The 24786-nt window shown below is 58.0% G+C and carries 32 protein-coding genes; 15 read left to right on the top strand and 17 right to left on the bottom strand.

The genetic code is table 11. The features are described 5' to 3' along the window. Positions 1–209: 209 nt before the first annotated feature. From M0D66_RS19210 to otsA, 3 genes are all read left to right on the top strand, one after another. Positions 210–434, top strand: a complete 225-nt coding sequence (locus tag M0D66_RS19210) for a hypothetical protein (protein WP_093643827.1) — start codon at positions 210–212, stop codon at positions 432–434. A gap of 153 nt (positions 435–587) precedes the next feature. Further along, positions 588–797: a hypothetical protein gene (locus M0D66_RS19205; RefSeq protein ID WP_200622712.1), complete on the top strand. Its 210-nt coding sequence runs from the start codon at positions 588–590 to the stop codon at positions 795–797. Positions 798–1008: 211 nt separating this feature from the next. After that, positions 1009–2439, top strand: a complete 1431-nt coding sequence (gene otsA / locus M0D66_RS19200; protein ID WP_093643822.1) for an alpha,alpha-trehalose-phosphate synthase (UDP-forming) — start codon at positions 1009–1011, stop codon at positions 2437–2439. A 186-nt stretch (positions 2440–2625) separates the two neighbouring features. On the opposite strand, the gene M0D66_RS19195 is transcribed toward otsA, so the two are convergent. From M0D66_RS19195 to M0D66_RS19175, 5 genes are all read right to left on the bottom strand, one after another. Continuing rightward, positions 2626–4080 (bottom strand): MFS transporter, encoded by a 1455-nt coding sequence (locus tag M0D66_RS19195; protein WP_266211162.1) that lies wholly within the window; start codon positions 4078–4080, stop codon positions 2626–2628. A 135-nt stretch (positions 4081–4215) separates the two neighbouring features. Next, entirely contained in the window at positions 4216–4719 is a 504-nt protein-coding gene (locus tag M0D66_RS19190) for a YbhB/YbcL family Raf kinase inhibitor-like protein (protein WP_054035050.1), read from the bottom strand. A 195-nt stretch (positions 4720–4914) separates the two neighbouring features. Beyond that, entirely contained in the window at positions 4915–5361 is a 447-nt protein-coding gene (locus tag M0D66_RS19185) for a very short patch repair endonuclease (protein ID WP_175052752.1), read from the bottom strand. A gap of 30 nt (positions 5362–5391) precedes the next feature. Further along, the gene (gene dcm, locus M0D66_RS19180; protein WP_266211161.1) at positions 5392–6675 is read right to left on the bottom strand and encodes a DNA (cytosine-5-)-methyltransferase; all 1284 of its coding nucleotides are present in this window, start codon (positions 6673–6675) and stop codon (positions 5392–5394) included. A gap of 285 nt (positions 6676–6960) precedes the next feature. After that, positions 6961–7275: a hypothetical protein gene (locus M0D66_RS19175; RefSeq protein WP_093643815.1), complete on the bottom strand. Its 315-nt coding sequence runs from the start codon at positions 7273–7275 to the stop codon at positions 6961–6963. Between the two features lie 176 nt (positions 7276–7451). On the opposite strand from M0D66_RS19175, the gene M0D66_RS19170 reads away from it, so the two are divergent. The 3 genes from M0D66_RS19170 to M0D66_RS19160 all read left to right on the top strand — a co-directional run bounded on the left by M0D66_RS19170 (position 7452) and on the right by M0D66_RS19160 (position 9025). After that, positions 7452–7643: a CsbD family protein gene (locus M0D66_RS19170; protein WP_035552219.1), complete on the top strand. Its 192-nt coding sequence runs from the start codon at positions 7452–7454 to the stop codon at positions 7641–7643. A gap of 224 nt (positions 7644–7867) precedes the next feature. Then, positions 7868–8089 carry a hypothetical protein gene (locus M0D66_RS19165; protein ID WP_054035047.1) on the top strand — a complete coding sequence of 74 codons (222 nt, stop codon included), beginning with the start codon at positions 7868–7870 and terminating at the stop codon, positions 8087–8089. A 228-nt stretch (positions 8090–8317) separates the two neighbouring features. Continuing rightward, positions 8318–9025, top strand: a complete 708-nt coding sequence (locus M0D66_RS19160) for a glutathione S-transferase C-terminal domain-containing protein (protein ID WP_093643812.1) — start codon at positions 8318–8320, stop codon at positions 9023–9025. 58 nt (positions 9026–9083) lie between these two features. Here the strand turns inward: M0D66_RS19160 and M0D66_RS19155 are convergent, their stop codons facing one another. Continuing rightward, positions 9084–9293 carry a hypothetical protein gene (locus tag M0D66_RS19155; RefSeq protein ID WP_175052756.1) on the bottom strand — a complete coding sequence of 70 codons (210 nt, stop codon included), beginning with the start codon at positions 9291–9293 and terminating at the stop codon, positions 9084–9086. Positions 9294–9917: 624 nt separating this feature from the next. Between M0D66_RS19155 and M0D66_RS19150 the strand changes: the two genes are divergently transcribed. The 3 genes from M0D66_RS19150 (at position 9918) to M0D66_RS19145 (ending at position 11332) form a co-directional block, all read left to right on the top strand. Continuing rightward, positions 9918–10193 carry a hypothetical protein gene (locus tag M0D66_RS19150; RefSeq protein ID WP_266211160.1) on the top strand — a complete coding sequence of 92 codons (276 nt, stop codon included), beginning with the start codon at positions 9918–9920 and terminating at the stop codon, positions 10191–10193. A 2-nt stretch (positions 10194–10195) separates the two neighbouring features. Continuing rightward, entirely contained in the window at positions 10196–10552 is a 357-nt protein-coding gene (locus M0D66_RS37965; protein ID WP_367619542.1) for a DUF86 domain-containing protein, read from the top strand. A gap of 525 nt (positions 10553–11077) precedes the next feature. Then, positions 11078–11332 carry a hypothetical protein gene (locus M0D66_RS19145; RefSeq protein WP_266211159.1) on the top strand — a complete coding sequence of 85 codons (255 nt, stop codon included), beginning with the start codon at positions 11078–11080 and terminating at the stop codon, positions 11330–11332. Positions 11333–11518: 186 nt separating this feature from the next. Here the strand turns inward: M0D66_RS19145 and M0D66_RS19140 are convergent, their stop codons facing one another. Together M0D66_RS19140 and M0D66_RS19135 are read right to left on the bottom strand one after the other, a co-directional pair. Then, a complete protein-coding gene (locus M0D66_RS19140; protein WP_266211158.1) occupies positions 11519–12223 on the bottom strand; it encodes a phage antirepressor N-terminal domain-containing protein in 705 nt (234 codons plus the stop codon). A gap of 71 nt (positions 12224–12294) precedes the next feature. Further along, positions 12295–12462: an Arc family DNA-binding protein gene (locus M0D66_RS19135; RefSeq protein ID WP_266211157.1), complete on the bottom strand. Its 168-nt coding sequence runs from the start codon at positions 12460–12462 to the stop codon at positions 12295–12297. A 105-nt stretch (positions 12463–12567) separates the two neighbouring features. Between M0D66_RS19135 and M0D66_RS19130 the strand changes: the two genes are divergently transcribed. The 4 genes from M0D66_RS19130 to M0D66_RS19115 all read left to right on the top strand — a co-directional run bounded on the left by M0D66_RS19130 (position 12568) and on the right by M0D66_RS19115 (position 14940). Continuing rightward, positions 12568–13083, top strand: coding sequence for an Arc family DNA-binding protein (locus M0D66_RS19130; protein ID WP_266211156.1), 516 nt, complete (start codon positions 12568–12570; stop codon positions 13081–13083). A gap of 136 nt (positions 13084–13219) precedes the next feature. Beyond that, positions 13220–13387, top strand: a complete 168-nt coding sequence (locus M0D66_RS19125; protein WP_266211155.1) for a hypothetical protein — start codon at positions 13220–13222, stop codon at positions 13385–13387. A 924-nt stretch (positions 13388–14311) separates the two neighbouring features. After that, the gene (locus M0D66_RS19120) at positions 14312–14557 is read left to right on the top strand and encodes an AlpA family phage regulatory protein (RefSeq protein ID WP_266211154.1); all 246 of its coding nucleotides are present in this window, start codon (positions 14312–14314) and stop codon (positions 14555–14557) included. A 35-nt stretch (positions 14558–14592) separates the two neighbouring features. Continuing rightward, on the top strand, positions 14593–14940 hold the full coding sequence (locus M0D66_RS19115) for a pyocin activator PrtN family protein (protein ID WP_266211153.1): 348 nt from the start codon (positions 14593–14595) through the stop codon (positions 14938–14940). Positions 14941–15039: 99 nt separating this feature from the next. On the opposite strand, the gene M0D66_RS19110 is transcribed toward M0D66_RS19115, so the two are convergent. From M0D66_RS19110 to M0D66_RS19090, 5 genes are all read right to left on the bottom strand, one after another. Further along, entirely contained in the window at positions 15040–15297 is a 258-nt protein-coding gene (locus M0D66_RS19110) for a hypothetical protein (protein WP_266211152.1), read from the bottom strand. Between the two features lie 64 nt (positions 15298–15361). Next, positions 15362–15619 carry a DNA-binding protein gene (locus M0D66_RS19105; RefSeq protein WP_266211151.1) on the bottom strand — a complete coding sequence of 86 codons (258 nt, stop codon included), beginning with the start codon at positions 15617–15619 and terminating at the stop codon, positions 15362–15364. 105 nt (positions 15620–15724) lie between these two features. Next, positions 15725–16507: a helix-turn-helix transcriptional regulator gene (locus tag M0D66_RS19100; protein ID WP_266211150.1), complete on the bottom strand. Its 783-nt coding sequence runs from the start codon at positions 16505–16507 to the stop codon at positions 15725–15727. A 123-nt stretch (positions 16508–16630) separates the two neighbouring features. Then, entirely contained in the window at positions 16631–16984 is a 354-nt protein-coding gene (locus M0D66_RS19095) for a hypothetical protein (RefSeq protein ID WP_266211149.1), read from the bottom strand. Further along, positions 16981–18669, bottom strand: coding sequence for a phage tail protein (locus M0D66_RS19090; RefSeq protein ID WP_266211148.1), 1689 nt, complete (start codon positions 18667–18669; stop codon positions 16981–16983). Before M0D66_RS19090 ends, M0D66_RS19095 begins: the two co-directional genes overlap by 4 nt. A gap of 396 nt (positions 18670–19065) precedes the next feature. On the opposite strand from M0D66_RS19090, the gene M0D66_RS19085 reads away from it, so the two are divergent. Continuing rightward, positions 19066–19767 carry a hypothetical protein gene (locus M0D66_RS19085; protein ID WP_266211147.1) on the top strand — a complete coding sequence of 234 codons (702 nt, stop codon included), beginning with the start codon at positions 19066–19068 and terminating at the stop codon, positions 19765–19767. A 109-nt stretch (positions 19768–19876) separates the two neighbouring features. Here M0D66_RS19085 and M0D66_RS19080 read toward each other — a convergent pair whose 3' ends face one another. Both M0D66_RS19080 and M0D66_RS19075 read right to left on the bottom strand, forming a co-directional pair. Next, the gene (locus M0D66_RS19080) at positions 19877–20548 is read right to left on the bottom strand and encodes a hypothetical protein (RefSeq protein ID WP_266211146.1); all 672 of its coding nucleotides are present in this window, start codon (positions 20546–20548) and stop codon (positions 19877–19879) included. A gap of 7 nt (positions 20549–20555) precedes the next feature. Then, positions 20556–20921: a hypothetical protein gene (locus M0D66_RS19075; protein WP_266211145.1), complete on the bottom strand. Its 366-nt coding sequence runs from the start codon at positions 20919–20921 to the stop codon at positions 20556–20558. Between the two features lie 519 nt (positions 20922–21440). On the opposite strand from M0D66_RS19075, the gene M0D66_RS19070 reads away from it, so the two are divergent. Next, complete coding sequence (locus tag M0D66_RS19070) at positions 21441–22922, top strand: HEPN domain-containing protein (protein WP_266211144.1); 1482 nt, start codon at positions 21441–21443, stop codon at positions 22920–22922. Positions 22923–23328: 406 nt separating this feature from the next. Here the strand turns inward: M0D66_RS19070 and M0D66_RS19065 are convergent, their stop codons facing one another. Both M0D66_RS19065 and M0D66_RS19060 read right to left on the bottom strand, forming a co-directional pair. Then, entirely contained in the window at positions 23329–23613 is a 285-nt protein-coding gene (locus tag M0D66_RS19065) for a hypothetical protein (protein ID WP_266211143.1), read from the bottom strand. Next, positions 23610–24092 carry a DUF2778 domain-containing protein gene (locus M0D66_RS19060; RefSeq protein ID WP_266211164.1) on the bottom strand — a complete coding sequence of 161 codons (483 nt, stop codon included), beginning with the start codon at positions 24090–24092 and terminating at the stop codon, positions 23610–23612. The genes M0D66_RS19065 and M0D66_RS19060 overlap by 4 nt, the downstream gene beginning before the upstream one ends. Between the last annotated feature and the right edge of the window lie 694 nt (positions 24093–24786).

Here is a 24786-nt window from a genome sequence, read left to right as displayed (position 1 = left end):
CGGGTCCCGCAGCTCGCTCAGGGTAGTGGTGCATCTGGAATCTGTGTTCGTGCCCATGCATAAGCTTGTGACAAGGGAGTCATACTTCCGGCGGCGCTGCGCGCGCCGAAGCGTAGGTCTTCGAAACATTCGTCGATTTTCGTGCCTTCCTTTTTAATTCGGCACAGGCCTTGCTGCGGTTCATTTGAACGCAAAACGAGGTAACCGATATGCCGGAATACGCCGCAGCTTCTTCGCTTCCCCTCCCGCAGTACGCTCATCGTCCTGAGCCTAACGAGCCGCCGAATCCTGCGGAGCCTGACACCGTTCCGAGTCCGACTCCGGATCCTATCGAACCGGTTGCGCCGCCCATTGGCGATCCGCCTTCGCAGCCCACGCAAACGCCACAAGCCAGTCGGTGTCCGCCGTTGCGAGCCTCCAGCATGCAACTCTGACGTGTTCTGTGCGCTGGACCGCAGTCCAGCGCATTGATTTTATGTACTTGTTACAAAGCCGGCGCATCTTTTACCGGCAATTTACCGTCGTGAACCCTACACTGAATTGACGTCGCTCCCGATGGCGGCGGGCTTCCCCCGGAGGCATCAATCATGAGACACCCAGCACTGCGACGTTCCGCGCGCCACTCGAAGCGCGACTCCCGGCCCGGCAGCAAGAACGCCCCGGAGGAGTCGCCGGACCCGGCCGCGCAGAACCGCGTCGCGCCCAATGCGCCGCCAGACGGCGAGCACAACCAGGGCGGCGTGCGTCAGGAAGGGTTGGAGTACCAGCGCGATCTCGGTTCGGAGCAGGACGCCTGAGCCCGCCCGACGGCCGGTAAGAAGGGTTCCGGTTTCGTCACGCAAAGCAGAAAAAATTTCCTCGTGGCGCTCTGATGCCGCGCGTTTCTGCTCGCTTGTCACATTTACATACATTTTTATTTTCAGCATCTCATAAAACGGCACGCGACTTGCGTGCACCTCTTTGGCACATATCCGTATGCAACGAAACAACTGACTAGGTGGAGCACCAATGAGCAGACTGATCGTGGTATCGAATCGTGTGGCGCCGACCCAGGAAGGCCGACCCGCGGCAGGTGGCCTCGCGATCGGCGTGCTGGACGCGTTGAAGGAAACCGGCGGAGTCTGGTTCGGCTGGAGCGGTGAAACGGTAAGTGAGCCGTCCGCACCGGTGATCGAAAAGCAGGGCAATGTGACGTACGCGACGGTGGGCCTCACCAAGCGCGACTATGACCAGTACTATCGCGGCTTTTCCAACGCGACACTGTGGCCGACGTTCCACTATCGCAACGACCTGTCGCGCTATGACCGGCAGGAATACGCGGGCTATCAGCGCGTCAACGCGACGCTCGCCAAGCAGCTCAAGGAGTTGCTCAAACCCGATGACATCATCTGGGTGCACGACTATCACCTGCTGCCGTTCGCGCGCTGCCTGCGCGAGCTTGGCGTGAAGAATCCCATCGGCTTCTTCCTGCATATTCCGTTTCCGGTGCCGGAAGTACTCCGTACCATTCCGCCGCACGAGGAATTGGTCAAGGCGATGTGCAGCTACGACGTGGTCGGTTTCCAGACCGAAGCAGACCGCCAGTCGTTCGTCGACTTTATCGAGCGCGGTCAGCACGGCACCTCGAGCGAAGACGGCATGGTGCACGCCTACAATCGCTTCCTGAAAGTGGCCGCGTACCCGATCGGCATCTATCCGGACGCGATCGCCAAGGCCGCCGAGCAGTTCACTGACCGTAAGCCGGTGCGCAGCCTGCGTGACGGCATGCGTGGACGCAAGCTGATTATGAGCGTCGACCGGCTCGATTATTCGAAGGGTCTAGTGGAGCGCTTTCAGGCGTTCGAACGGCTGCTGCTAAATGCGCCGGGTTGGCACGGACGTGTATCGCTCGTGCAGATTGCGCCGCCGACACGCGCGGATGTGCAGACATATCAGCGCATTCGTCAGACGCTGGAGGGCGAAGCTGGCCGCATCAATGGTCGTTTTGCGCAACTCGACTGGACGCCGATCCAATACCTGAACCGCAAGTACGAGCGCAATCTGCTGATGGCGCTGTTCCGTCAATCGCAGGTCGGCTATGTGACGCCGCTGCGCGACGGGATGAACCTGGTCGCGAAGGAATACGTCGCATCGCAGGATCCGGCTGATCCGGGCGTGCTCGTGTTGTCGCAATTTGCCGGTGCGGCCGAGCAACTGCCGGGGGCCTTGGTCGTCAATCCGTTCGATCTGTCGCAGATGGCCGAGGCGCTGGAGCGTGCGTTGTCGATGCCGCTCGCCGAACGTCAGGCGCGTCACGCGGACATGATGGCGCCGATGCGCGAGAACAATCTGTCGGTCTGGCGCGATACGTTCCTGGGCGATCTGCGCAACGTTGCGACTGCCTCTTCGGTGACGGCCAAAGCGGTAAAGCTCGCTGACGTGACGGCATCGTCGTCGTAGTCGTATCAACGGCGGCGCGGGGATCTTAAGGACCCGTACGCGCTGGTCACGTCGAACTGTTTGTTTGGATAAAGCCGAAGCATTGAAAAAGGGCGCGGACCGCAATATGCGATTCGCGCCCTTTTTGTATCCGGGTCAGGCGAACAACTCGAGCATGCGCATCATGCGCTTCGGTCTGCTACGTCCTCACGCCGCTTGCACGTTCACTCGCTGCCTCACACGCATCATGCTGACCACAGCGGCGACCGCGGAAAAACAGGCTGCCACATACAGCGTGATGGTCGGCCCATTCTGCGGCGCGATGCCGAAGATCAGCGCGACCAGTGCCGCGCCGAGAGTCTGCCCGGTCAGGCGTGCAGTGCCGAGCATCCCACTTGCACCGCCGCTGCGCTCACGCGGCGCGGCGGACAACATGGTTCGATTGTTCGGCGACTGGAAGATCCCGAAGCCCGCGCCGCACAGTGCCATGCGCCACGCGATCTGCATGGGCTCGGGATGCGCGCCGAGGGTGGCGAGCAGCAGCAGGCCCACCGTCATCGTCACGAGTCCGACGCCACCCAGCCATCCAGACGATATCTTGTCCGACAGCACACCCGCAATCGGCGCGGCAATGATGATGACCGCCGGCCACGGCGTCATCAGCAAACCGGTTTCTACCTGCGACAAACCCAGCGTGTCCTGCAACAGAAATGGCAACGACACGAAAGCCAGCATCTGCGCGCAGAACGAACACACCGAGGTGCCGATCGACAGCGCGAACACCGGAATCCTCAGCAAATCGATCGGCAACAGAGGCGCGGGTTGAGTCAACTGACGGCGCACGAAGAAGTAGCCGATCACAACCGCAACGAGCGCCTCAATAACGACCCAGCGGATGTGCTCGCCGTGACCGAGACCGTCGATTGCGAAGATCAGCAGACCGAACACGAACGCGTTCATCACCGCGCTCAGATAGTCGTACGGAGACTCGTGGCCGGGATTCATCGGCAGCGCCTTGAAGCCGCCGATAATCGCCGCGATCCCGATCGGCACATTGATCGCGAACAGCCACGGCCATGGCGCGATGGCGAGCACGCCGGAGGCGACCGTCGGCCCGACCGCGGACGATATCGCAACGACCATCGCGTTGATCGCAACGCCGCGTCCAAGCTGCGAGGGCGGATAAATCATGCGTACGAGCGCCGTGTTCACGCTCATGACGCCCGCTGCGCCGAAGCCCTGGACCACGCGGGCGAGTGCGAGCGTCGGCAGTGACGTGGACAACGCGCACCCGAACGACGCCACCGTGAACAGGATCAGCCCGGCCAGATAGATACGCCGGTAGCCGATGCGATCGCCGAGCGACGCAAGCGGCAGCAGTGAAATGGTGATGGCGAGCTGGTAAGCGTTGACGACCCAGATCGAGCCGGCTGCGCTTGCATGCAGATTGCGCGCGATGGTCGGCAGCGCCACGTTGGCGATCGCGCTGTCGAGCACCGCCAGCGTGAGGGCGAGGGCGATAACGAGCATCGCCCAATAGCGTTGCGGAATCGGCAAGCCTTGTTCGGTGTTGTCCGCGAGCGGTGTGCCGGCGGCGAGCGGAGCGGCGGGGGCGGCATCGGCCGGCATCGAGCCGTCCTTGCGCGATGGTTGTGCTTGCATCGTTCTTTTGATTTGGAATGGGGCGGCACATCGATCCTACGATGAGCCACGCGCGCTACGTGCCGCCCTGAAGAGGCACGTAGCGCAGCGACGATGCCGGCACGGCGACTGCGCACCGGCATCGCGTCTCACGCGTTATTTGAGTTCGTACAGGCCGGTGTGGGTGGTCGAGTCGAGTTCGTTCAGATGCGTCATGAAGCGCGCAACCGCGTTGGTGGTCTCCGCATTGATCGGCAGATGCGGCACCTTCAGCGCATGCAGGCGGAAGATATAGCGATGCGTCTTGTCGCCGCGCGGCGGCGCTGCGCCACCGAAGCCGACCGTGCCGTAGTCGTTGCGCAATTGCAGCGCGCCTTGCGGCAGCAATGAGCCATCGGTTTTGCCGGCGTTGCGCGGCAGCGATCGGGCATCAGCCGGAATGTTGACGACGACCCAGTGCCAGAAGCCGCTGCCGGTAGGCGCGTCCGGATCGTGAACGGTGAGTGCGAAGCTTTGGGTATCGGCCGGCGGCGCGTCCCATTGCAACGCGGGCGAAATGTTCTCGCCGTCTACGCCGAAGGCCTTGTCGTGGTATTCGTGGGCTTTCGGCATAAAGCCGTTGGTGGGGAAATCGTCGGACCAGAGACGGAAATCAGCCATCGTGTGCCTCCCTTCTTGGTGGTTCTGGGATGGTCGGAGCGTGCTGTTTTTGCTACCGGCTTGCCATTGAACTGCCGGCCAGTTGCTGCCTGATTTCTGCAGCGTCGGCACGCAAAAAATGCTCCGAGCTAGCCAATCGAGTGTATCACCAGCGGCTCTGGAGTTCCCTCCAGCCGGGCAGGCTACAAGCAGCTTTCAGCCGCGTTCCTCGAAGCTCGGTGCGTCGCTCTTCAACCACTCGACGAGCCGCTGCAACACGCCCTCGATATCGCGATTCGCACCACGCAAAGCGCATTCCCATACCACCCCGACGCGCCAGCCGCTCGCAAGCAGCGCGGCGCGAACCTTCTCGTCATTGCTGCGATTGCGGCCGATCTTGTCGCGCCAGAACTCGGGCCGGGTTTGCGGCCATTTGAACAGATGGCAGTCGTGACCATGCCAGAAACAGCCGTGCACCAGCACGACGGCGCGATAGCGCGGCAGCACGATATCCGGCCGGCCCGGCAGATCGCGCGCGTCTAAACGGAAGCGAAAGCCCCGGCCATGCAGCAGGCTGCGGATCAAGATTTCCGGCTTCGTATTGCGGCCGCGAATGCCGGACATCATCCGGCTACGCGTTGCGCTGTCGACGATATCGACCATCGTTAGCGTCTGGGTAGCGGAGCGGGCCGCTCAGGAATAGAGCGAAAGGGCTTGCTTCGAACCATTGTGCGTCTCCACGGCAAGCAGGTTTTGCACATGCGGCAGCATGATGCGCGCCACTTCCCGCATCACCGGCATGACGACGCTGTTGCCGAACTGCCGGTAAGCCTGCGTGTCGCTGACCGGAATCCTGAAGGTGTCGGGAAAGCCCATCAGCCGTGCACATTCACGCGGCGTCAGGCGCCGCGGCCGCAAGTGTTCGCCTTGATAGACCAGGATCTCCGACCCGTCCTTGTGATAACGCGCCGAGAGCGTGCGTGTGACGCTCTCGGGATAAGCCATGCCGAAACCGAAGCCATTGCCCGCCGCGCGATGCTTCGCCGCGTAGTTTTGCAGATAGGTCCAGAGATTCGGGGTGAGCGTGTACTTCGGTTGCACGCGTTTGCTCGCGTGGTCGAAGAAGCGATCGTGGTCCCATGGCAGCACCGGTTCGCTGCCGTCCGTGCGATGCAGGATCGAGCCAAGGCGCGGACCGCTTTCCGGCAGACGCAGATCGTCCCAGGAAAACGACGTCTTGCCGCGAAAGCCGACGATGATGATGCGCTCCCGATGCTGCGGCGTGAAATGCTGGCCGTCGACCACGCGGTAGTGCACTTCGTAGCCGAGCTCGTCGCGCAGCGTCTGCAGGATCACGTCGAAGGTGCGGCCTTTGTCGTGCGAGAGCAGATTCTTCACGTTCTCCAGCAGGAATGCGGCGGGGCGCTTTGCCGCGATGATTCGCGCGACGTCGAAAAACAGCGTGCCCTGCGTCGTGCATTCGAAGCCGTGTGGACGACCCAGCGCGTTTTTCTTGCTGACGCCGGCAATCGAGAACGGCTGGCACGGAAAGCCGCCAAGCAGCACGTCGTGGCTCGGCACTTCTTCGGCGGGAAAGGAGACGATGTCGCCGATCAGCGCGTGGTCGCCGCCGGGCGGGTAGTTCTCGCGATAGGTCTTGGTGGAGAAATCGTTCCACTCGCTCGTGAAGACGCAGTCGCCACCGTGCGCCTCGAAACCCATCCGAATGCCGCCGATGCCGGCAAACAGATCGATGAAGCGGAATTGGGCGTCGCCGGTGGCTAAGCCGGCCTTCGTCCGGCCGCTGCTGTGCAGCAGATCGCGCAAGGCCGGTTCGAGCATCGACGGACACGGTGTTTCGCCTTTTTCCCAGCGACGTACCGTCTTGATGTCCTTACCGACGTGCGCGGCGATTTCGCGTTGAGTGAAGCGGGCGCGCGCCTGTTTGAGCAGGTCGAGCGGTGCGGCGAGGGTCACGGATGTCCTTGCTGGGAATTTTTGCGGACATTATGACCTAAGGTCGTCCCTTTTTCCTATTTTCACGGAGTGTGAGCAGAAAATTTCCGGTCGCACGAAGACCGTTTTGCCTAAATGCGAATGTCACAGTTGGACGTGTAGGCTTACAGCGTGACGCGAAATCCCCGCGTTGCGACGTGTTCAGGCCGCGACAGGGTTCGCGGCCTTTTTTTAGCTGGGTTTTAGCTGGGGAGAGTAGGGCTGAGCGGCGCGGAAGACCGGCCATCGAGCGTGCGGCGCGTCAGATCAGAGATGACGGCTGGCGGCGACGTGTACCGGCTGGAACGGGGCGGCGGTCGGTCCTGTCCATACTGGCGGGGGTTCGGCTTCGAACTGGTCCAACTGCAGCAGGAGGCTGTCGACCGCGCACAGTTGCGCGTGGGACAGATTGCCGGTGTCGAGCAATTGGTACAGGCGCTTGCGCCAGTAGGTAACCGGCAGAATCGGTCCAGCCAGATCGCCTTGTAAAGACGGTCGCATCACGCGCCCAATATGCGCGATATCCTGGTCGACTAGCGCCGCCTGGGATGACCCCGTCAGCATAATGAGTGTGCGTTCCATAGCCCCTCCATGGCACCTTTACGGCAGGCCGGGGCGGGACTTTAGGGCTTTTTTGAAATATTTTTCGCGGTTCGGTTCGTTGGGCAAAACGGCCGGCGGGCGGCGTGGGCACACCCGTTGCTGAATCGGGATACTGGCGTAATGACGCGCCGGCATTCCAGATATCGGAGCCAAACATGAACAAGGACCAGGTAAAGGGTGTGGGTGAGCAGATCAAGGGCAAGGTCAACGAAGCCGTCGGCAAGGCCACCAACAACCCCGGTAAGGAACTTAAGGGCGACCTTCAACAAGGCGCCGGCAAGGTGCAGAAGGCCTATGGCGACGCTAAGGAAGACGCCAAGGACAATGCAAAGCGCAACGCGCCGTAATTTGGTTCGCGGTGTTGTTTGACGGGGAAAGGCGCTTCGGCGCCTTTTTCTGTTTTTACGGGGCTTGGGTGCCGGGCTCTGGCTGTTGGGTGTTAGTGCTTTTCCGTCAGACGCGGGGTACGGCGCCGTTTTGGCCTGGGAGTAACCCGGGTTCGGCGCCGTGGACGTTCCGCACGCTGTGCGCCGCCTTTAGACTTGGCGCATCCAACACGTAGGAGGCGCCTATGACACCCGAAAAAGTGCTTTCGATGTTCGAGCGGCAGTACCTCGAGGGCAAGACGCCCGTCGACCTCGAAACCCTCTGTGCGAGTTTCGCCACGTGGCTGGCGGCGACGTGGGACCAACACGATGGCGAGCAGAAGACGCTGTTGCTGACAATCGGCGCGGCTTTGTGGCGCGAAGGGTATAACCTGCGCGCCGGTACGGCTACCAAGGATTTGTGGTGAACCTGAGTGCCTTTGTGCGGTTAGGCGGTGGGGAAACGCGTCGCGTGGCAATGTTCGCGTTGGTGTGATTCGAGGCGACCCGCACTGCGGCGCTCACGCACGCGTTCTGCCGAGTCGGTTTATATTTGGCGGTCGCGTGTTCGGGTCTCTGTTCTCGGTCTTTCGGCCGGTCGCTGATTCCCGATTCCCATTTTTAGCCGCAGCTTTCGCATAAGGGTTACACCATCCATGACCGATCTCTCCGCCTTCCCGATCACGAAGAAATGGCCTGCCGAGCATCCGGACCGGATTCAGCTGTATTCGCTGCCGACGCCCAATGGCGTGAAGGTTTCGATCATGCTCGAAGAGACCGGATTGCCCTATGAGCCGCACCTCGTGCGCTTCGATACGAACGACCAGATGTCGGCGGAGTTTCTGTCGCTGAATCCGAACAACAAGATTCCGGCGATCATCGATCCGAACGGTCCGGACGGCAAGCCGCTGCCGCTGTTCGAATCCGGCGCGATTCTGATTTACCTGGCGGACAAGGCCGGTCAATTGATTCCGAAGGATGCTGCTGGCCGTTATGAGGCGATCCAGTGGGTGATGTTCCAGATGGGCGGCATCGGCCCGATGTTTGGCCAGGTGGGCTTCTTCCACAAGTTCGCTGGAAAGGAATACGAAGACAAACGCCCGCGCGATCGTTATATCGGTGAGGCGAAGCGGTTGCTGGCGGTGCTGGATCAGCGGCTTGAAGGGCGTGACTGGATTTTGGGTGATCAGTATTCGATCGCTGATATCGCGACTTTCCCTTGGGTGCGTAATCTGGTCGGGTTCTATGAAGCCGGGGATCTGGTCGGGATTGATGAGTTTTCGAATGTGAAGCGAGTGCTGGCGGCGTTTGTTGCGCGTCCGGCGGTGGCCAGGGGATTGGATATTCCGAAGCGGCCTGCGTGATGGGGTGAGGGTGGTTTGTGTTGCGACTGCGATGTGATGGCGAGACCTGTTGCGGCGGTCAGGGCAGCTCGGCCGGGTTGCCACCCATCGCTCGGTAAAGGTCGCGCACAAACTCCTCGCTGACGACGTTCCACTCGGGTGAGGCATAGAGGACGTCTTCGGGATTCTTCTTGCCCTGTGCGTGACGCAGGGTGCGCACGGTTAATTCGAGGGCCATCGCTTCTTCATATAGAGGATGGCCAGGGCGGAGGCGGTCGTCGTTTTCCATGCCTGATTTTCGGCGGGCGCGGGGAATACTTTAGGTGTTGGTGGGTGGTGTGGGTTTATAGGCTGCGTGGATTTCGCGGATGTGGTCAGGCGGGTACGGTTGGCACGCAGGGCAGAGGGGAATTGGGCTTCAACCGTTCCGTATTCGGCAGACGTGTGGGTAATGACGGAGGCAAAAAAGCCCCGCCGGGCAATGCCGGGCGGGGCTTTTTGATGTGTCTGGATGTTGCTGATTGGTCCCCCGACAGAATTCATATTCAATTACCGGTCGGGCGTTGCGGGAGGTTTTGTAATTTTTATACCCCCACCAGTACCCCTAAAATCCGTCTCCTGAGGAAATACGGGTGCGATTCCTTTGAGAGCCTTGGCGTAGCAGCCGAACACGGAGTTACCAAAAAGATACATTTTTGATTGGAATCAAGTATGGCCGGCGCGCGCCTAACTAAGCAAGCCCGCGGACATTGGTCTGCGGGGTTAGGCTCAAAAATTGCATGGTGTCTTCATGTGTGTGATAGGACGCTGTAAGGGTACGTTTTTGTTGACGGATCTAAAATTGTCCGGATACTGTCTTTAGAGATTTGTCAAGGTGCCGTTATATGAGGCATCACGAAGCCGGAGGGGCGCCATGAAAACGATCGAATTTGTTCGTGACCACAAGGCCGCGATCAGCGACGTGCTGGCGCAGTATCACGTCCGCAATCCGCGTTATGTTCCTGACGAGACGGAAGAGGCGGATGTTGTTTTGCTCGTCCAGCCCGAAGACCAAGTATCGTACTTTGATGTGTTCAAGATCGAAGACGCGTTGGCCGCGGAGTTGCATGCCAAAGTCACTATCCTGACTGAAGGCGGGCTGAGAGGTAGTGATCGCGACCGCATCCTCGGTATCGCCGAAAGGGTTTGACCGTGCCCACTCCGAGTGAGCGGTGCGGTCACATCTACTACGCAATTGACGCCATTCTCAGGGATGTGAACGGGCACGGGGAACAGGCTTTCGTTGCGGATCTCACTCTGCGATCGGCCTGCTATTACCGCTTTATTGTTATTGGGGAAGCTGGCGACTCGCTGTTACGCTCGAGTGCTCAACTGATCGCACAGCACGCACCGAATCTGACGCAGTCGCTGTCTTTCGCTCACCGACTGCGTACCATCCTTGCGCACCAATATCATCGGGCAGATCCCAAGATCGTTTGGGATACGATTCAAAAGGATCTTCCACAGTTGTCAGCTGACATCGCAAATCTTCGCGCTGCGTTGCCTTAACGAGGTCGCATCGAATTAGTCACATGAAGCCCAGCCCCGCGCTGGGCTTTTTCATATCCGGCGCCTGACCATCCTTAACACTACGTCTCCCCTGATCGTCTTATGCTTGACGGATAACGAATCGGGGATCCCATGACTTATCCATACGACTTGATCTCAGGCGGCGTGTGCTTGGGTTTGGCAGTTGCATGTCTCGTTGCGCTGCTGGTTGCCTGAAGATCTTCCCGCGGCCGAGTAGTTGCCGGCCAACCAGATCCGCCGGATCACCATCCCTCGCGCCGCAGATGTCTTGCGCGAACTCTCCGCTGATAGCATCCCATTCGGGATTTTTCTTGCCCTGCGCGCAGTAAGTTCAACGCGCATTGCTTCGATGTAGCAGGGATGGCCAGGGCAAAGGCGATTGTCGTTCTCCATGCACCTGCTGACCAACCTTGAGCGAAGGTTGATCGGCCACCCACCTATCTGCTCAAGTATCTGATGCTGCGGCCGTTATTGCATCTGTGATCCCTGACTCGGAGTGCGGGCATGTTAAAAGCAATCGGCGCTGCGGCAGCAGCAACGTTTGTTGTCTACGAGGTCGTGACCATTGGCTACTCGGTGCTCATGCTCAGCATCGCGTTGCCAGCGGAGCAGCGGTGCGAAGGCGATGCCATGAAGGCTGCGCTACAAATGGAAAGCAATCCGCGAGCGGCTGATTCCCAGTTTCTCGGTGTGACCAAGACTTGCGAAAAGTCCGCATCGATCATCAGTGCCCTGGTGCCTCCCGGGTTCAAGCCGTAACAAACTGATTTAGCCTCAGTTGGCGCGCCCGGGCGATGAGTTGCGCTACGACCGGACCGCAGAGCAGTTCGGCGCGGGCTTCGTCGTCGAGGTTCGGCTTGGGTTCCATTTGTTTCAGTATGTGCGAAAAGATGCGCCCGTGGTAAGCGCACCTTTATTCGCGATTCGAATCGATGCTTCTGCGGGTTAAGTCTGCGTCGGGCCAAGGCGAGGATGCAGGTCTAACGATAACTGCTCAGGTCCGGCCAATAGCTCACTCCTGTGCTGCTGGATCAATTTCCAATCTTCAAGAGTGTCGTGATGTGTGAGAAGGCGTTCGGCGAAGTCCGTCGCTATGTTGACCTGATCGCAGGTCATAGTTTTGAAGCTCAGGGTTCCGGCATAGAGGCGCATCACCCGATAAGCAGCGCTGTAGGGGACTCTTCGATCGATGACAAGCTCTGTAGCATAGCGAAGCGCATCGGCCCGATCCGCTGCCGTGCTTCTGGCCGGGCCTATGCGCGGTTGGCGAGGATTCACGGCGATGCCGTCGTTCCAATATCGCCAGAGGGCATCATCGCATTCAGCCTGATACGCGGCGACCGTATCTCGAAGTTCCGTGCGAATCTTCCCAATGTTGATTGAGTGCAGCCATCCGGGTAATTTTCTGACCGGTAGGCAGGTCACAGATCGACGCTGCTTATCACCGGGAAGCTGAGTTGTGATTTCCACAACGCAGGCTGCGAACCGTTGTTTGATTTTCGTGAATTGGCTAGCCCAGTTCAGCCCCATTCCATCTACGATCGGCCTAAGCGGTGCGTAGGGCTCGCGGTGATGTTCGATCACAAACAGCTCCGCGCCGTGAAACGGCACTTTAATTTGGCGTGTTAACGCCCGCGTGCTAGGATGCATGCGTTCATTCTCCAAGTTTGAACACCGAGCCCTGACCGCCCATCTCCCCAGATATTCGGTCGGGGCTTTTTCTATCGATCTTCCGCCTTCGTGCGCGCCTCTTTCTTTCTCGCATCCTCAAGGGTCTTCACGATCACCCAATGCAGCGACCGGTCGAGCCGGTCTGCCTTCTCCTGCAGAAAACTCCGCAGGCCCGCTGGCATTCGCAGCGGGTACGAACTCGGTTGTAACGCATCCATAAGATTTCCTCTTTAGGATATCCACAGAAAGAATCATAGTAGAATCTACTTCGGTTTGTGCTGACAGTATCGTCATATCACATAGATTTAGTCAAGGGTCGCACTATGAGCAGCGAGAAAGCAACGCCGAAGCAGGCTGCCGCTTACCCGATTCGAATGCCACCTGAGCTGCGGCAGGAGCTTCAGCAGCGTGCCGATGCCGCTGGTCGGAGTCTCAATCAGGAAATCGTCGATCGCCTCGAGAAAAGCGTTGGGCCGCCACCAAAGATTCCAAAGGGGTTGCAGCAGATCGTGGAAGCTGCTACCGCAGGCACGGATGAGTCTCTGGAGGAGGCCGCGGTGCGGCTGGTGGTGCTCGGGATCCAGTCGCAAGCGCATCGCAAATCCGCGGAATCCGCAGCGGCAGCTGAACGCTATAGGAGCGTAGCTCTTCAGCAACTGCTCGCGTCTACCAACGACAGACTTGGTGAGCTTCTGCGATATCTGGCGAGCGTTCGCGGCATCGACCCGGAACGCGTTGCTGCTGCTTCGAGGCACAAAGAAGCAATGTCACGTCACCTGGGGCAATTAGATCTGTTCGGTACGCCTGGACTTTCTTCAATTGTGCGGGACATGAAGTGATTTGGCCGCGAACCGTCGCTTCGGAGATAGCTTGCCCCACACGCATTCATCGGTCGTTGGTGTGTTACGCAAGTGTGCCCAGTTTCGGATCTGCTCTCTCCGCCGAGCACCGTCGGTCGCAAAAAGCGTGAGAACGATGAAGAGTAACCTCGACGACGAGGCCCGCGCCGAATTGCTCTGCTATCTGGTAGTAGGGCAACTTGTGGCTCGAGCGCGCACCGGCGAATGGTTGCGCACCGATCATCTCGTATCTGGTTGGCCGGCAATGGCGCTGACGCTGATTGGACGGAACGCGTCTACCTAGGCGCCCTGTCAGAGCGGATCGCATTGGATTTTGCGAAGCTGCCACGCTTCGCAGACTCGGCGTCTCTAGCTAAGCTTTTCACGGATGGCTGGCGCTTGGATTATCGGTCGCCGATCGTCCGCGGAATCTATACGGCATGTGGCGCTGACTTGCGATCTAGTTAGATGCGATGCGGCCCCCTCAGTTGCAGGTGCACCGCGTGCAGTATTTTCCGGACGATCGCGACAAGTGGCACAGGAAGGTGTAAATTCCCCACAAACAGTAGTTACCCACCAGCCCGCCGCGAGCGGGCTTTCGCACATTCAGCATTTGAAATGGAGGTGCGAAATGGCAGGTACGGCGCGGCGCCGGGCGGATCGGGCGCGAATCAAAAGAAATCGGGGGTATTACTGGTGGGGTCGCCGGCTGACGTCGAATGAACTCGGCAAGGTCGTCGATACACCCACGCCCTGCAGTTGCTGGATGTGCGGCAATCCGCGGCGACATCAAAAAAAGGACCGACTCTCCATCTGGGAACAGCGGTGGTTTCAGGAGGTCGGCGAACCGGGAGAATAGCTGGCTGATGGTGGATAAGTGAGGGCGCCCCGGGGAAGCCGCCGTTGCGAGGCTGAGAGTGGGTGCGGTGGCCACCGACATCGCGTCCTTCTCCCGGATTGCAAGGCTCGACACTGCGAGGAATTTTGTAGTCCTATATGCATAAAAATATGCGCATGCGCATAGATTAGAAGTGCGCTAACTTATTGCCCAAATCCCGTGCTGTGAATCAAAGCGCCAAAACAAACGCTTTGCGCGCGGACGGCTCACGACACTGCCTTTAAAGGACGTCTGAGCGAGTCACGCGGCCGTGATCGAGAAGCTTGCCATCGCCGGGGTCGAACGGCGTGCTGAGCACTAAATGAACCTCTTTGTGTTGGATGTCGTCTCATGAATAAGGTGGCCACTGCGACAGTTAAGCCCATATTTTTTGACTTGCGGACGTCAATAGTCGTCACGTCCCTATCGGAGGGAAGCATTCACAAGCTTATGCAGGAAGGCGCGTTTCCTAAACCGCGGATGTTGTCCGGTAGACGTGTCGCGTGGCTCGCCCGAGAAATCGAAGAGTGGGCCGAAGGGTGCCCGAAATCCGACCTGCTTCCGCCGCCGAATACAGGACGACGCAAGACGAAGTAGATCAGTATCCTTTTCTTCACGACAGAACTTACGACATGAAGTCCACTCTCGAACGACTTGAATCCCTGTTCAACTCACCGCTGATTCCGGTGGATGTGGTGCGTGCAAATTTCTTTCCCCACCTTTCCGTGGAAACCTTCACGCGACGCGCGCGAGGCAATGACTTCGGCTTTCCCGTGATCAGTTCAGATAGTTCGCAGAAGGCGGCCATGTTCGTCCATATTGAGGACCTCGCGACATACTTGGATTCGCGGCGAACCGTTGCTGTGCGCGAGCACGGCTACCTCGTCGGTGCTCGTCGGCCCGTGCTCCTTGAGGCGCCCAGCCCTGATGACGATATTCTGCGCGAGCACGGTCAGATATCGAAACGAAAGACCGTCTGAGGCCTATTGTGTGGGCTAGCGATCAGCTAGCGCTGTGACGTGCATGTCGCGGGGCCGCGTGCGCGATGGTCTGGCCATTGAGTGCGGCGCTCACTTCTGCTATGTCTTCAACTTACCAGGCGGCTTCGAATGCACCCGGAGGTGTCCTGTGCCTTTGAGGAAGTTTTTGTAAGAGGCGAGCGCAACGTTCCACGCTTCGCGCGCGACGTTCGGACCCATTTCGACTATTTTTCCGTCCTTGTCGACAACCGCAAGCGTTGCCGGTTCGCCGCTGATGGTCGTAATGCTCAGGCCTTCAAAACTAACCGCGCTGATAATGCTGTTAGTCAACAGACTGGATTTGGGGTCTCCAATCATTAAATATCCTTTCTAATCCTATCGGGCGGGACACGCGCCGTATGGTTCGTGCTGGAAATGACAGCTACAGCGCGTCTGGCGTCTCGGTGGCACCTTTCCTCAGGCGCGCACGCGCCGTCTCAACGTCCTCAAGCGCCCGGCGAAGTAGTTCCGGATCATTCTCTTCAGTGACGGTCGCAAGATACGCGTCGATTGTTTCTTCGCTGTCCAAATACTCGGATGCGACAAACGGTGTTACGACAGTTTTTGGCATGGCAATTCCAAACGAGACATCAACGGTCACAAGGTAATCGCGGACCACCACAAGTGTGTCACGATTCATGAGATCCTTACCGCTAACGGAATTCAACTAGCCGCCGACGCGATCCGTCCGTCAGCCCGATCTGGAAACATAGTAGCGCATCCTAGGGGCGCGCCAAAGTTGCCCTCAAAGCCCGTCAGCCTCGTTCTCTATCTCGTAGTCGATTTCAACTTGGTCCAGTCGCGCTTGAGCCAACGCATTGCGTCGGTCCAGATACCGCTCAATGTTGACTGTTGTCTCCAACAGATCGTCCGTAGCGGCCATGAGCGCGGCGCCTCCGCGGACTTCGGTCTCAAAATACTCATTGCCTCGAAAGCAACGGTCGAACGAGTCGGCTACGCAACGTGACGTCGTCAGCAATCTTCGGAGATGAGACTCGAGGGGCAATTGATCGTTTGCGAGCGCCAGCATCTCGACGGCAACACGCTCGGCCTGTTTGCGTGTCGCTTCGTGCAGCGCGCGCATCACGCCCATCGTACCGGCAACGAGTGGTTCACGTTCTGGTTCGTTCGATATTCCTAGCAACCAGTCGCTCGATACGCCAAACGCGATCGCTGCCTTGCGCAGAAGAGACTTAGGTAGGGGTGCGTCCCCACTCTCCACCTTCGAAAGCTGGCTTGAGTTCTTATAGCCCAGCTTTGCCGAAGCCTCCTTCTGGTCCAGACTGTTGAGCTTGCGTGCGACGATCAGACGTTCGCGCATCAACTCCTCAATCGACTCATCATCAGACAGCCGTCGACGCGGCCGCCGATAGACTGCTGATTGAGCATCGTTGCTGGCATCATTTGGGCTGTCGTCTGGCCCTTGATCAAGCTCGCGCCGTGGGACGTAGGCATCAATAGGAATATCGCGTAGCGCTTGCGCGATCGGGCGAAGCAAGCCACAGCCTGTAGTCAAAGGAATATGCATCTCATCGGACTCTATCGTGAAAGATGGGTGCTGGGCGAAGCGATACGCGAGTATCAATACGCGCGGATTTTGTCGCCCATCAGAACGCAACAAAACCGCCCGGAGGTGGCTCTGCTAGCCGTACTAGGTGCCCGCCGGATAAACAGGCTTCGTTGGCAGCGGCTGCATCGGATCGCCCGCGGCGGCGCTGACGATCGCGCGCAACGCATCGCGATAGGTTGCCCACTCGGTCGGCGTTGCGACGGATTTCTCGTAACAGCGCAGTATGGTGATGTCCGACACATCTAAAGCGGCCTTGGCACTTGCCTGATATGCCGACCATGCAATTGATGCTTGCGCCGTTGCAAACAATGGAAAGACTGTCGCAAGTTGCGAGGTTGTGGGGATGTCAGAAAATACCACCTCGCCAGTTTGTGCCTCATAGTCCGGGTCTACTGCGCGAAAAGAAATGCCACTGTTCGAATATGCGTAAGTCACAGATTGTCCTCCCAACCGACACACCCAATGCCTAAGGCAGGGCTTGTTCCAGAGCATGTGTAATAGATATTCGTGCCCGCCAGTAGCAGGTCACTGCTTGTCACCCAATTGAAGCTGCCGTTGCCGGAAATGTTGACCTCCGGGTTGATGGCGTCAGGCGAGACGATACCGACCCAGTTTGCGGCCGGGTTGCTATTCGAAAAGACGTACACGCGAATTTTTGCCGCCGTAGTCGGAACAAATGCGCCGACTGCGAGTGCCGTGTAACTCGTTGCCGAACCAGACGCCAGCATGACCGGATAGCCGCCAACAGTTTGATAGCGGAAAGTACGTCCTTTCTGCGTGAACGCGAGAGCCCAGAAGTTCGTCGCGCTCAGAGTGCGAATCCAGCCAACCCGAGCCCACGCCGTATATCCAATAGGCAGCGTCGGCGCAGTCGCAGACAGTGAAAACAGCGCCGCCGTTGTCTGTGTCGTCGGGTTGTAGATGACATGCGCGGCATACCACGTGCTGAATGCCCACGCGCCAGCATCCAGCGAGTTTGCACCTACTGCTCCGCCAGTTGAAGGCGTCAGCGCTACACCGTTCAAAAGATACGGAACGTTGTTTGCGTCGCGCAGGACAAGCTGGTCTGCGCTGATGTTGACGGTCGCACCGGATCCGGTCGCGCTTAGCTTGAGGTTCGCAAATGCCCCGCGAACTGCCGCGACCTGGTTAAGCTGAGCCGGATGCTGACTCGAGGAAGCAGCTGCAACGTTCTCCGGCAATTGCGTGATATTCGTGCCATCGCCTCTAATCTTCGTCGGCGAGCCGTTTTGCGGGATCACCACGCCCGTGCCCGCAGCGGTCTTACATGTGAGCGCAAAAGCTCCAGTCGTGTTGTTCACGACCGTCCAATCCTTGACCCAGCTCGGGAAAACGATGTTGAGCGCCGCCGTGAGCGTGCCGCTCAGGGTAATGTGCGCGCGCGCGGCCTGCGTCGACGTGAGCGTGACGTTGGCGTTCGTCAGGCCGGTGACAGGTGTGTCTCCGTAATTGTACAGAGGCACCCACCACGTCGGCGAAGACGACGGCGCATGCCCAATATTGTTTGCCTGAATGGACTGATAGCACAGCCCGTCGTCGCCGATAATCTCTGCGTTGAGATTGAACGTGAGCGTCGGATCATAGAAGGCAACGCCATTGACCTTCTCCACATACTGCGGATGCGGATCGGCCGCCGCGACGTGATTCCCGATCAGCAGTAGCGCGGCCGAAGCGCTCGGATCGATCGTGACCGTAACTGAATTCGCCGGGAGGGCAGCCAAGCCAAGGGCATACGAAACAGACGTCGAAACCGTGTCGGACAGAAAGAGGCTCGGCGTCGCGGTGCTGCTATAGACAGCCAGAAGCGTCGCGCCGTCGTCGCCGAAGAAGCCGACTTCGCCGACAAAGAACGGATGGCCAAGTGCAGCCATGGCGACGGCATAGACCTGGATTTGCGTCGAACTGATGCGACCGCCGCCGGCGATCGGTACACGGACCTTTTCGACTTGCAGAGCCGTCTCGCTGCCGTCGGGCGTGTATTGGCCGGTGCCGAACGCAATATGCGAGAGTGCGAACTCGACGCCGGTGCTTTGAGCGTTGAAAATTGCCGTAAGGCCCGCCAGAGTAATGGTGGGTTGAAACGGTGCGGATGTGGGCATTGAAGGATCTCTGGATGATTCAGCGTCCACACAATGTGCGGTACCGTCTGAGCCCCTCCTCGTCACTTTTTCCTTATTTCGTTCGTTGAGGTGTGGTTCGATGCTGAATACGCAGCGACCGCGTATTTATACGGAAGCTGGGCTGTGGTGGTCGCAGAAGCAATTCGCATATGACATCCCCTCGGAGAAACTCCACGTAGCCTTAGTCAACGTTTAGATATCGTCTGAATACCGAGTGCCTTTCCATTCCGAGAGACCGTTGTTCGCAGGCGTGTCTATGCTGGACTTGTTTGCTGCTTGAGGACATGTTCGAGCTATGTTTGGACGGGTGGATGAGCGATGCACGACTACTGCGTCGTGCTACCGTATGCAGACCTGTACCGGAACCATCACGATATGAAAGCTTCTGAAGCGATCAAAGAAATACAAGACGCCATCCTCGATGCGGAGAAGAGCGGCGCGAAAGAACTGTCGATCGTCAATTTGAATGCGTACCTCGCAGGCATCTTAGCTACGGCTAAGGAACAGGAGAGCGCCGAGTCCACTATCACGGAGCCTCAAGCCGCCCACCAGCTTGAGGTATGGAAAGCCCGACTCTCCGCACATTCTGCGATGAGTACCGAGATGTTGAAATCGACGGTCGAAGCGGGTCAGACGGCTTTGAGGTCGGCGGTCGTCATTAACGGCGGAGCCGCAGCCACTATATTGGCGTTCGCAGGCAATGCAATCACCAAGGGGCAGTTGCAGACGGGGGTGCCGCTGCTATCACAAATAGGCAGTGCGCTTTTATGGTTCATGGTTGGCGTTGGAGTCGCCGGAACGGCGTCAGGATTTCGCTACTTGTCGCAACTCGGACACGCGCAGTTTCACTATTCTGACACGAATCGACGCTGGAAATACTTAGGAAGCTTCTCCAATTCGATGTCGATCTTCCTCGGTGCCGCATCTTTCGCTGTCTTCTTTGTCGGCGGTGTAGCGGCGTATAAAGCCGTCGTCGTGCCTCCGCCGAAGCAGGTGGCTGTCGTCGAGAAGAGCATGGGCACCCCCGCGACGCCCCAACCACCGTCGGGTGCGACATCCACCGCGAAGCAGAAATAGCGGCAATGTCTTGGCCTGTCCGGTGGAAACAAAAGACCCGTCAGGCGTATTGGACGGGCTTGCATTTCGGAGCGCTTGATATGCTCGGGCAATTCTCTACCGCGACAGGCTAATCCTCCCAACTGCGCGGCTCTTGACTTAGCCGATCCACGATTGCATCGAACGATGAGGCATCTTCATGCACGCCGCCGTATGCGTTAAAGCTGGGAAGTCGCACCCGGTTATACGCTGATACCTTACTGAAGATCGCGAAGCGCGCCGGCCGCAAGTATCGAATCTCAAGGCGGCGCTCTTCCGGCAACTCCCGGCCGTTCTCCAAATGACCTTGATCCAAGTGATAGCGTTCGACGTACTCACCATCTCCGAGATTTAGAACCTCCTCGGCCACGCCACCCATTCGAATCGTGTCGGAGCGCTTTGCCTGAAGCGAATCGGTATGTAAGACGAAGTGTGCTTCAAGCAGGTTGCCGGTAGGAACGCGAAAATCAAGCGAAAGCACCTTTGCGATATACGCGCGATGCCCGTGATATTCGGTCTCGGGAGCAAATTCGAGGCATCCGGGCTCGCTCGACCGCTGGACCCAGCCGAGATCCTGACCACCACTCTCGGGCAAGAAAACGTGAATCGCGGTTGTTCCACTCAAGGCTTCGAGGATCGCCAATATAGATGGCAAACCTACCCATCTGGCTGTCTCCGGGACACTCTCCGGGAAGACTCGATCGAGCATGCCGTGCCACGTTTCTACTAAACCGCGGTCAGTTCGTTTAAGTGTTAATGGCATGAGATCCTCATTCGGTAGCCAAAGATGGCCGATGTTTGCGACTCGACGGTTGGCCGTCAATCTTCAGCTTGGCCATCACAGCGATGCGCTTCAGATAGGCAGTCATATTGGCGGCCGAATCTGTAGGCACGCACCCGTCGTTGTAGAGAAAAATGGCATCCCGATCCTCGCTCCCCTTGTACGATATGGAAGCGGCGACCTTCGCAGTGAGCCCCTTAATCTTTACCAGCGTCGGGTAGGCATCGTAGTCGACGTGCGAACGCGTCCAGAACCCTACTGGCTTGTACTCTCGGTTCAGAATTGCATAGCGACCGTCCTCTTGCCGCTGAAGGCAATAGGGAAGGAAGGTCGAGCGGATATCGTGCAATGGCATGTGGCCCCCGGTATGTGCTTTATGAGTTCGCATGACGGCCCCATCGTACTTCCGGCGGGCGATATGGCTCGTTCATTCGGACTCCCCGTCGAGCGCGGTAATTGGTGCTTTTGCGCGGCCGACTGCAATAATGTATGGCGAAACCAGTCGCCCCGCAACGAGCGCAACCGCTCGCCAAAATTCTATGCGGATCGGCTGCTAACCCTTGTCTTGCTCAACCCCACCGCAGCCACGAAGACAGTAGCCGGATTGGCATCGTCGGCTTGAGGTAGTGCCATGTGAGGCTCCCTTGAGTGAATTGGGGCATCATAGAGAATATTCCGCCGATCACCCCGCTGCGAAGGGGTGCGGAACATCGATGAAATGGCTAATATGTCGCGGTGTCACTAGCTAGCCATCCATCCTGACCCAGTGCACTCATGGCTGAACGGCCGAATGGAGATAGCGAGCCACACGCTTCTGTCGAATGGCATTGAGACATAACACGAGTATCAGAATTCGGCGGATTGAGACGCGACCATGACGAAATCTAGAAAAAAGAAGCTGCAAACGTCGGGTGTCTTTACAGCGCCGGATGGCCAAGAAGTATTTGGAAACTTGCATCTTAAGGGCAGGAACACCTTACTGCATCTTCACCTAAAGCGCGAGTTGTCCCCGCTTGCCGGGCCCGCGGTGATCAATGGTGAATTGGTGGACCTACGGAAGGTGAGTTGCTTGCAGTGTATCGTCGGATCCATTAGCAGTGGAAATCGAGGTGAGGCGGGGCAATATCACTTCGCCGAGATTTTCCCTCACTTTGTTACGATAGGCGATCGGCACATTGCGCCGGACGAGCCGTCCATCAAGGCAGTCCAATTCACGACCCAAGACGTCCCTTTGATTTTCTATGACTTTGACGCCTTCGGCCATCTCTTCGGTTCAAAATCAATAGTTGAATCTCTTCTGAAGGAGAGTAAGCCAAACCGCGAGATCACGTTTGGCGAGTCTCCCCAGATTTTCTACTTTTCTGGAAAACATGAAGTCATTGCAGTGGAGACGCCAATGGGCCTGGTCCGCGTGTCTCATCGACCAACCTTCAGTATTGGCGGCTCGACCGGTGAACTCGTAACAAGCCGCATGGTAGTGACCTTGGAATACGCAGAGCCGGTAGCCTTTGAGGCGTGCATCGAGGGAATGATGTCACTCAACAGATTTCTCGGCCTTGTCGCGGGCCGCAAGCAGTCTATTGAATCAGTCTCCCTCGATCTAGCGGACAGTGCCGTCACCAAGCCCATGCCGCTTGAGCTGCATTGGGTCTTTGCACCGAAGCGACCCAATGGCGACGATCGCCGACCAGAGCCCGGAGACATCCCGTTAGATGCGGTTCGCCGACCAGAAGAATTTAAGGACGTTCTCAGGAACTGGTTAAATAGGGAGTCTGAATGGAGGGCAGCACGTATTCGATACGCGGCATGTGTGGGTAAGGGTGGTTCGTACGACATTGACCGCCTTGTCGCCGCCGCAAATTTGTTCGATATTCTGCCCCAGGATGCCGTGCCCCCGGCCTCTGATCTTTCGCAAGAGCTTACCAACGCACAGAAGGAAAGTCGTGAAATCTTCAGGCGACTGAATCCTGGCGTCGAACGAAACAGCGTGCTTGGAGCGTTGGGGCGAATGAATAAACCATCCCTAACAAGGAAAGTTCTTCATCGGGTCGGTCTAGTTACCGACAAACTTGCTGAGCGATTCCCAGATCTTGCGCTGGTGGCTAGCACCGCGGTCAAGGTCCGCAATTTCTTTGTGCATGGGAGTTCAGATGGCCTCGACTACCAAAAGTTGGAGCCGTTGATGCCATTTCTCACAGACGCGCTGGAATTTATTTTCGCTACCTCGGACTTGATAGATGCTGGGTGGGACGCAATAGTTTGGGGCAACCAACACTACGGTTTTGGACACAGCTTTACTCGGTTCCGTTGGGGCTATCTAGAACGCGTAGCTCTTCTGAAAGAGGCGCTGTCTTGATATCGCGAAGATCTTGCATTATCTGTTTGTAAGCGAGACTAACCTCCGGGCGTTCAGCTACGGGTGCCCGCCACGAATCGGGCAGCGGTTTCTGAAAGGTCTGTTGGATCTAGCGAGTGTAGTGGAAGGGGCGATAATTGACCGATATGGCGTTGCGCGACGCGCCTTAGCTTTCCGCACGCTCTGCATGTGTGTCGGCTCATAGACGTCGAATTTCCCTGTCTATCAACATGCTACATTCACACACCAGCCAGCGCAGATCATCCTCGACAACATCTCGAATGTAATCTCGAATTACCTCGGTGCCGCTTCATTGCAGTCTTCTTTGTCTGCGGCATAGCTGCATGTCACGTCGTGATCGAACCTTCTTCCGGGACGATCGTCTCTGTTGGGAAGGGCGTGACGGCTACTGCGGAGGCTGTAGCTCCCGCGCCTTCCAGCGCTTTACTGAAGCCATGATGATTAACACGACGCACAGCGCTATCAGGAAACTGATCACCAGAAGTACACCAATGATGACATCCTCCTCGCCTTCCGAACCGATCACCCCGAAGAGCCGAAACAGCGGCGTGAGCGCCTTCCATGCCGTGTCCCCCTGAATCCAGGCGACAAGGGCATCGATACGCGTCAGGCCAATAAAGACCGGCAGCGTCAGTACCGCAGCGGCTAGTTTTTGTAGTGCTCGCTTCATCGAACGTCCACCGTGCCGTAGTACTGGATGTTCGTGCCGGGGATCGTCTGCGCCGGCTGTGCTACGAGAAAGTCGCGCAGGCGATCGAACTGCGACTGCAACATCAACGTGATACAGCCATCGCTGATACCGAACCGTCCATTCGGGTGAAGGCGGAAGTTACCACGCTTCACGCCGTTGACAAACGTCGCGTCATCGATCACACCATCATTCCGGTACAAAGCAAACCACGTCGTACGGTTGCTGTTTGATAGCTGGTCCATGAACCAGTCGCGAAGCCACCCCATGTGACCGCCGCTTTGGCGCCCCACTATGTAATAGCGGCCTGCCGGGATGGGTCCGTTACCGGCAATGGCAGTATCTGCAGGGTTATTGACGTACGCCGGCCTGCCTGAGAACGCCGGCATGGCGCCGAGGCCTAAGCAGACTAGCGACGACAGTTTCTGATTGTTGAGCGAATACGAGCACGACGCGGGCATATCAATATTCTGCGGGTTTTGCCAAGCCGTAAGGTATGACGAAATCAGCTTACTGCGCACATGGCCGTCGCACGGGCAAGTTTCTATGCGAAATGGCTATTCGTCGTGTGGGCGGGCGCCTGCTCTCTCGCGCACAATATGCAACAAACCCTGCGCGACCACAATATCCGCATTACTCTTGACTTTCATCGTCCCGTTCTTGAACATCATCAGCGACAGTGAGGCAGAAGCTGGCGGCTGACACGTTGCCATCCGCGCCTTAGGATCGTGAAACGGACGGCCCAGCGCCGCCGCAAACACCGTAGCCGCATGCAAGGACATTAAGGGCGTGCTCGACTGGTTTCGCCAGCGCATATCTTAATAGCAAGCATCGTCGCATCCACTCTCCATGCGTGCGGTTGTCGATCAGCGCGCGCACCATCAGCTCCGCTGAAAAGAATTGGGGCATTCCATCATGCTAGGATTCCTCGAAATTACAGGAGACCATCATGGCTTTCGACCCAGCAAAGCTTTGCGCGAGGTGCAAGCGCATACACGAGAACCCGAGTTACGGTGGGCATGAAGCTCTTTACGAATTGGGAACGAAGAGAGCACCCATAGGGAATCGAATTGAATCGTTTCTTTGCCGAGATTGTGGGGCAGATTGGCGCCGCTTAGAGCAGACCGTCCGAGGCGGCAAGGTCGAATGGACACT

It is taken from the genome of Paraburkholderia sp. SECH2 (assembly GCF_030464795.1).
Lineage (GTDB): Bacteria > Pseudomonadota > Gammaproteobacteria > Burkholderiales > Burkholderiaceae > Paraburkholderia > Paraburkholderia aspalathi.
The sequence above is the reverse complement of the archived record's forward strand: the minus strand, read 5'-3'. Positions and strand labels throughout refer to the sequence as shown.

Coding starts and splice junctions, on each gene's coding strand:
- M0D66_RS19125 (WP_266211155.1), top strand. CDS start 13,220: ATGAAGAGTAACCTCGACGACGAGGCCCGCGCCGAATTGCTCTGCTAT.
- M0D66_RS19160 (WP_093643812.1), top strand. CDS start 8,318: ATGACCGATCTCTCCGCCTTCCCGATCACGAAGAAATGGCCTGCCGAG.
- M0D66_RS19065 (WP_266211143.1), bottom strand. CDS start 23,613: ATGAAGCGAGCACTACAAAAACTAGCCGCTGCGGTACTGACGCTGCCG.
- M0D66_RS19100 (WP_266211150.1), bottom strand. CDS start 16,507: ATGCATATTCCTTTGACTACAGGCTGTGGCTTGCTTCGCCCGATCGCG.
- M0D66_RS19090 (WP_266211148.1), bottom strand. CDS start 18,669: ATGCCCACATCCGCACCGTTTCAACCCACCATTACTCTGGCGGGCCTT.
- M0D66_RS19080 (WP_266211146.1), bottom strand. CDS start 20,548: ATGCCATTAACACTTAAACGAACTGACCGCGGTTTAGTAGAAACGTGG.
- M0D66_RS19155 (WP_175052756.1), bottom strand. CDS start 9,293: ATGGAAAACGACGACCGCCTCCGCCCTGGCCATCCTCTATATGAAGAA.
- M0D66_RS19115 (WP_266211153.1), top strand. CDS start 14,593: ATGAAGTCCACTCTCGAACGACTTGAATCCCTGTTCAACTCACCGCTG.
- M0D66_RS19070 (WP_266211144.1), top strand. CDS start 21,441: ATGACGAAATCTAGAAAAAAGAAGCTGCAAACGTCGGGTGTCTTTACA.
- M0D66_RS19175 (WP_093643815.1), bottom strand. CDS start 7,275: ATGGAACGCACACTCATTATGCTGACGGGGTCATCCCAGGCGGCGCTA.
- otsA (WP_093643822.1), top strand. CDS start 1,009: ATGAGCAGACTGATCGTGGTATCGAATCGTGTGGCGCCGACCCAGGAA.
- M0D66_RS19120 (WP_266211154.1), top strand. CDS start 14,312: ATGAATAAGGTGGCCACTGCGACAGTTAAGCCCATATTTTTTGACTTG.
- M0D66_RS19185 (WP_175052752.1), bottom strand. CDS start 5,361: ATGGTCGATATCGTCGACAGCGCAACGCGTAGCCGGATGATGTCCGGC.
- M0D66_RS19190 (WP_054035050.1), bottom strand. CDS start 4,719: ATGGCTGATTTCCGTCTCTGGTCCGACGATTTCCCCACCAACGGCTTT.
- M0D66_RS19085 (WP_266211147.1), top strand. CDS start 19,066: ATGAAAGCTTCTGAAGCGATCAAAGAAATACAAGACGCCATCCTCGAT.
- M0D66_RS19130 (WP_266211156.1), top strand. CDS start 12,568: ATGAGCAGCGAGAAAGCAACGCCGAAGCAGGCTGCCGCTTACCCGATT.
- M0D66_RS19110 (WP_266211152.1), bottom strand. CDS start 15,297: ATGATTGGAGACCCCAAATCCAGTCTGTTGACTAACAGCATTATCAGC.
- M0D66_RS19145 (WP_266211159.1), top strand. CDS start 11,078: ATGTTAAAAGCAATCGGCGCTGCGGCAGCAGCAACGTTTGTTGTCTAC.
- M0D66_RS19205 (WP_200622712.1), top strand. CDS start 588: ATGAGACACCCAGCACTGCGACGTTCCGCGCGCCACTCGAAGCGCGAC.
- M0D66_RS19170 (WP_035552219.1), top strand. CDS start 7,452: ATGAACAAGGACCAGGTAAAGGGTGTGGGTGAGCAGATCAAGGGCAAG.
- M0D66_RS19075 (WP_266211145.1), bottom strand. CDS start 20,921: ATGCCATTGCACGATATCCGCTCGACCTTCCTTCCCTATTGCCTTCAG.
- M0D66_RS19140 (WP_266211158.1), bottom strand. CDS start 12,223: ATGCATCCTAGCACGCGGGCGTTAACACGCCAAATTAAAGTGCCGTTT.
- M0D66_RS19210 (WP_093643827.1), top strand. CDS start 210: ATGCCGGAATACGCCGCAGCTTCTTCGCTTCCCCTCCCGCAGTACGCT.
- M0D66_RS19165 (WP_054035047.1), top strand. CDS start 7,868: ATGACACCCGAAAAAGTGCTTTCGATGTTCGAGCGGCAGTACCTCGAG.
- M0D66_RS19150 (WP_266211160.1), top strand. CDS start 9,918: ATGAAAACGATCGAATTTGTTCGTGACCACAAGGCCGCGATCAGCGAC.
- M0D66_RS19060 (WP_266211164.1), bottom strand. CDS start 24,092: ATGCCCGCGTCGTGCTCGTATTCGCTCAACAATCAGAAACTGTCGTCG.
- M0D66_RS19105 (WP_266211151.1), bottom strand. CDS start 15,619: ATGAATCGTGACACACTTGTGGTGGTCCGCGATTACCTTGTGACCGTT.
- M0D66_RS19135 (WP_266211157.1), bottom strand. CDS start 12,462: ATGGATGCGTTACAACCGAGTTCGTACCCGCTGCGAATGCCAGCGGGC.
- M0D66_RS19195 (WP_266211162.1), bottom strand. CDS start 4,080: ATGCAAGCACAACCATCGCGCAAGGACGGCTCGATGCCGGCCGATGCC.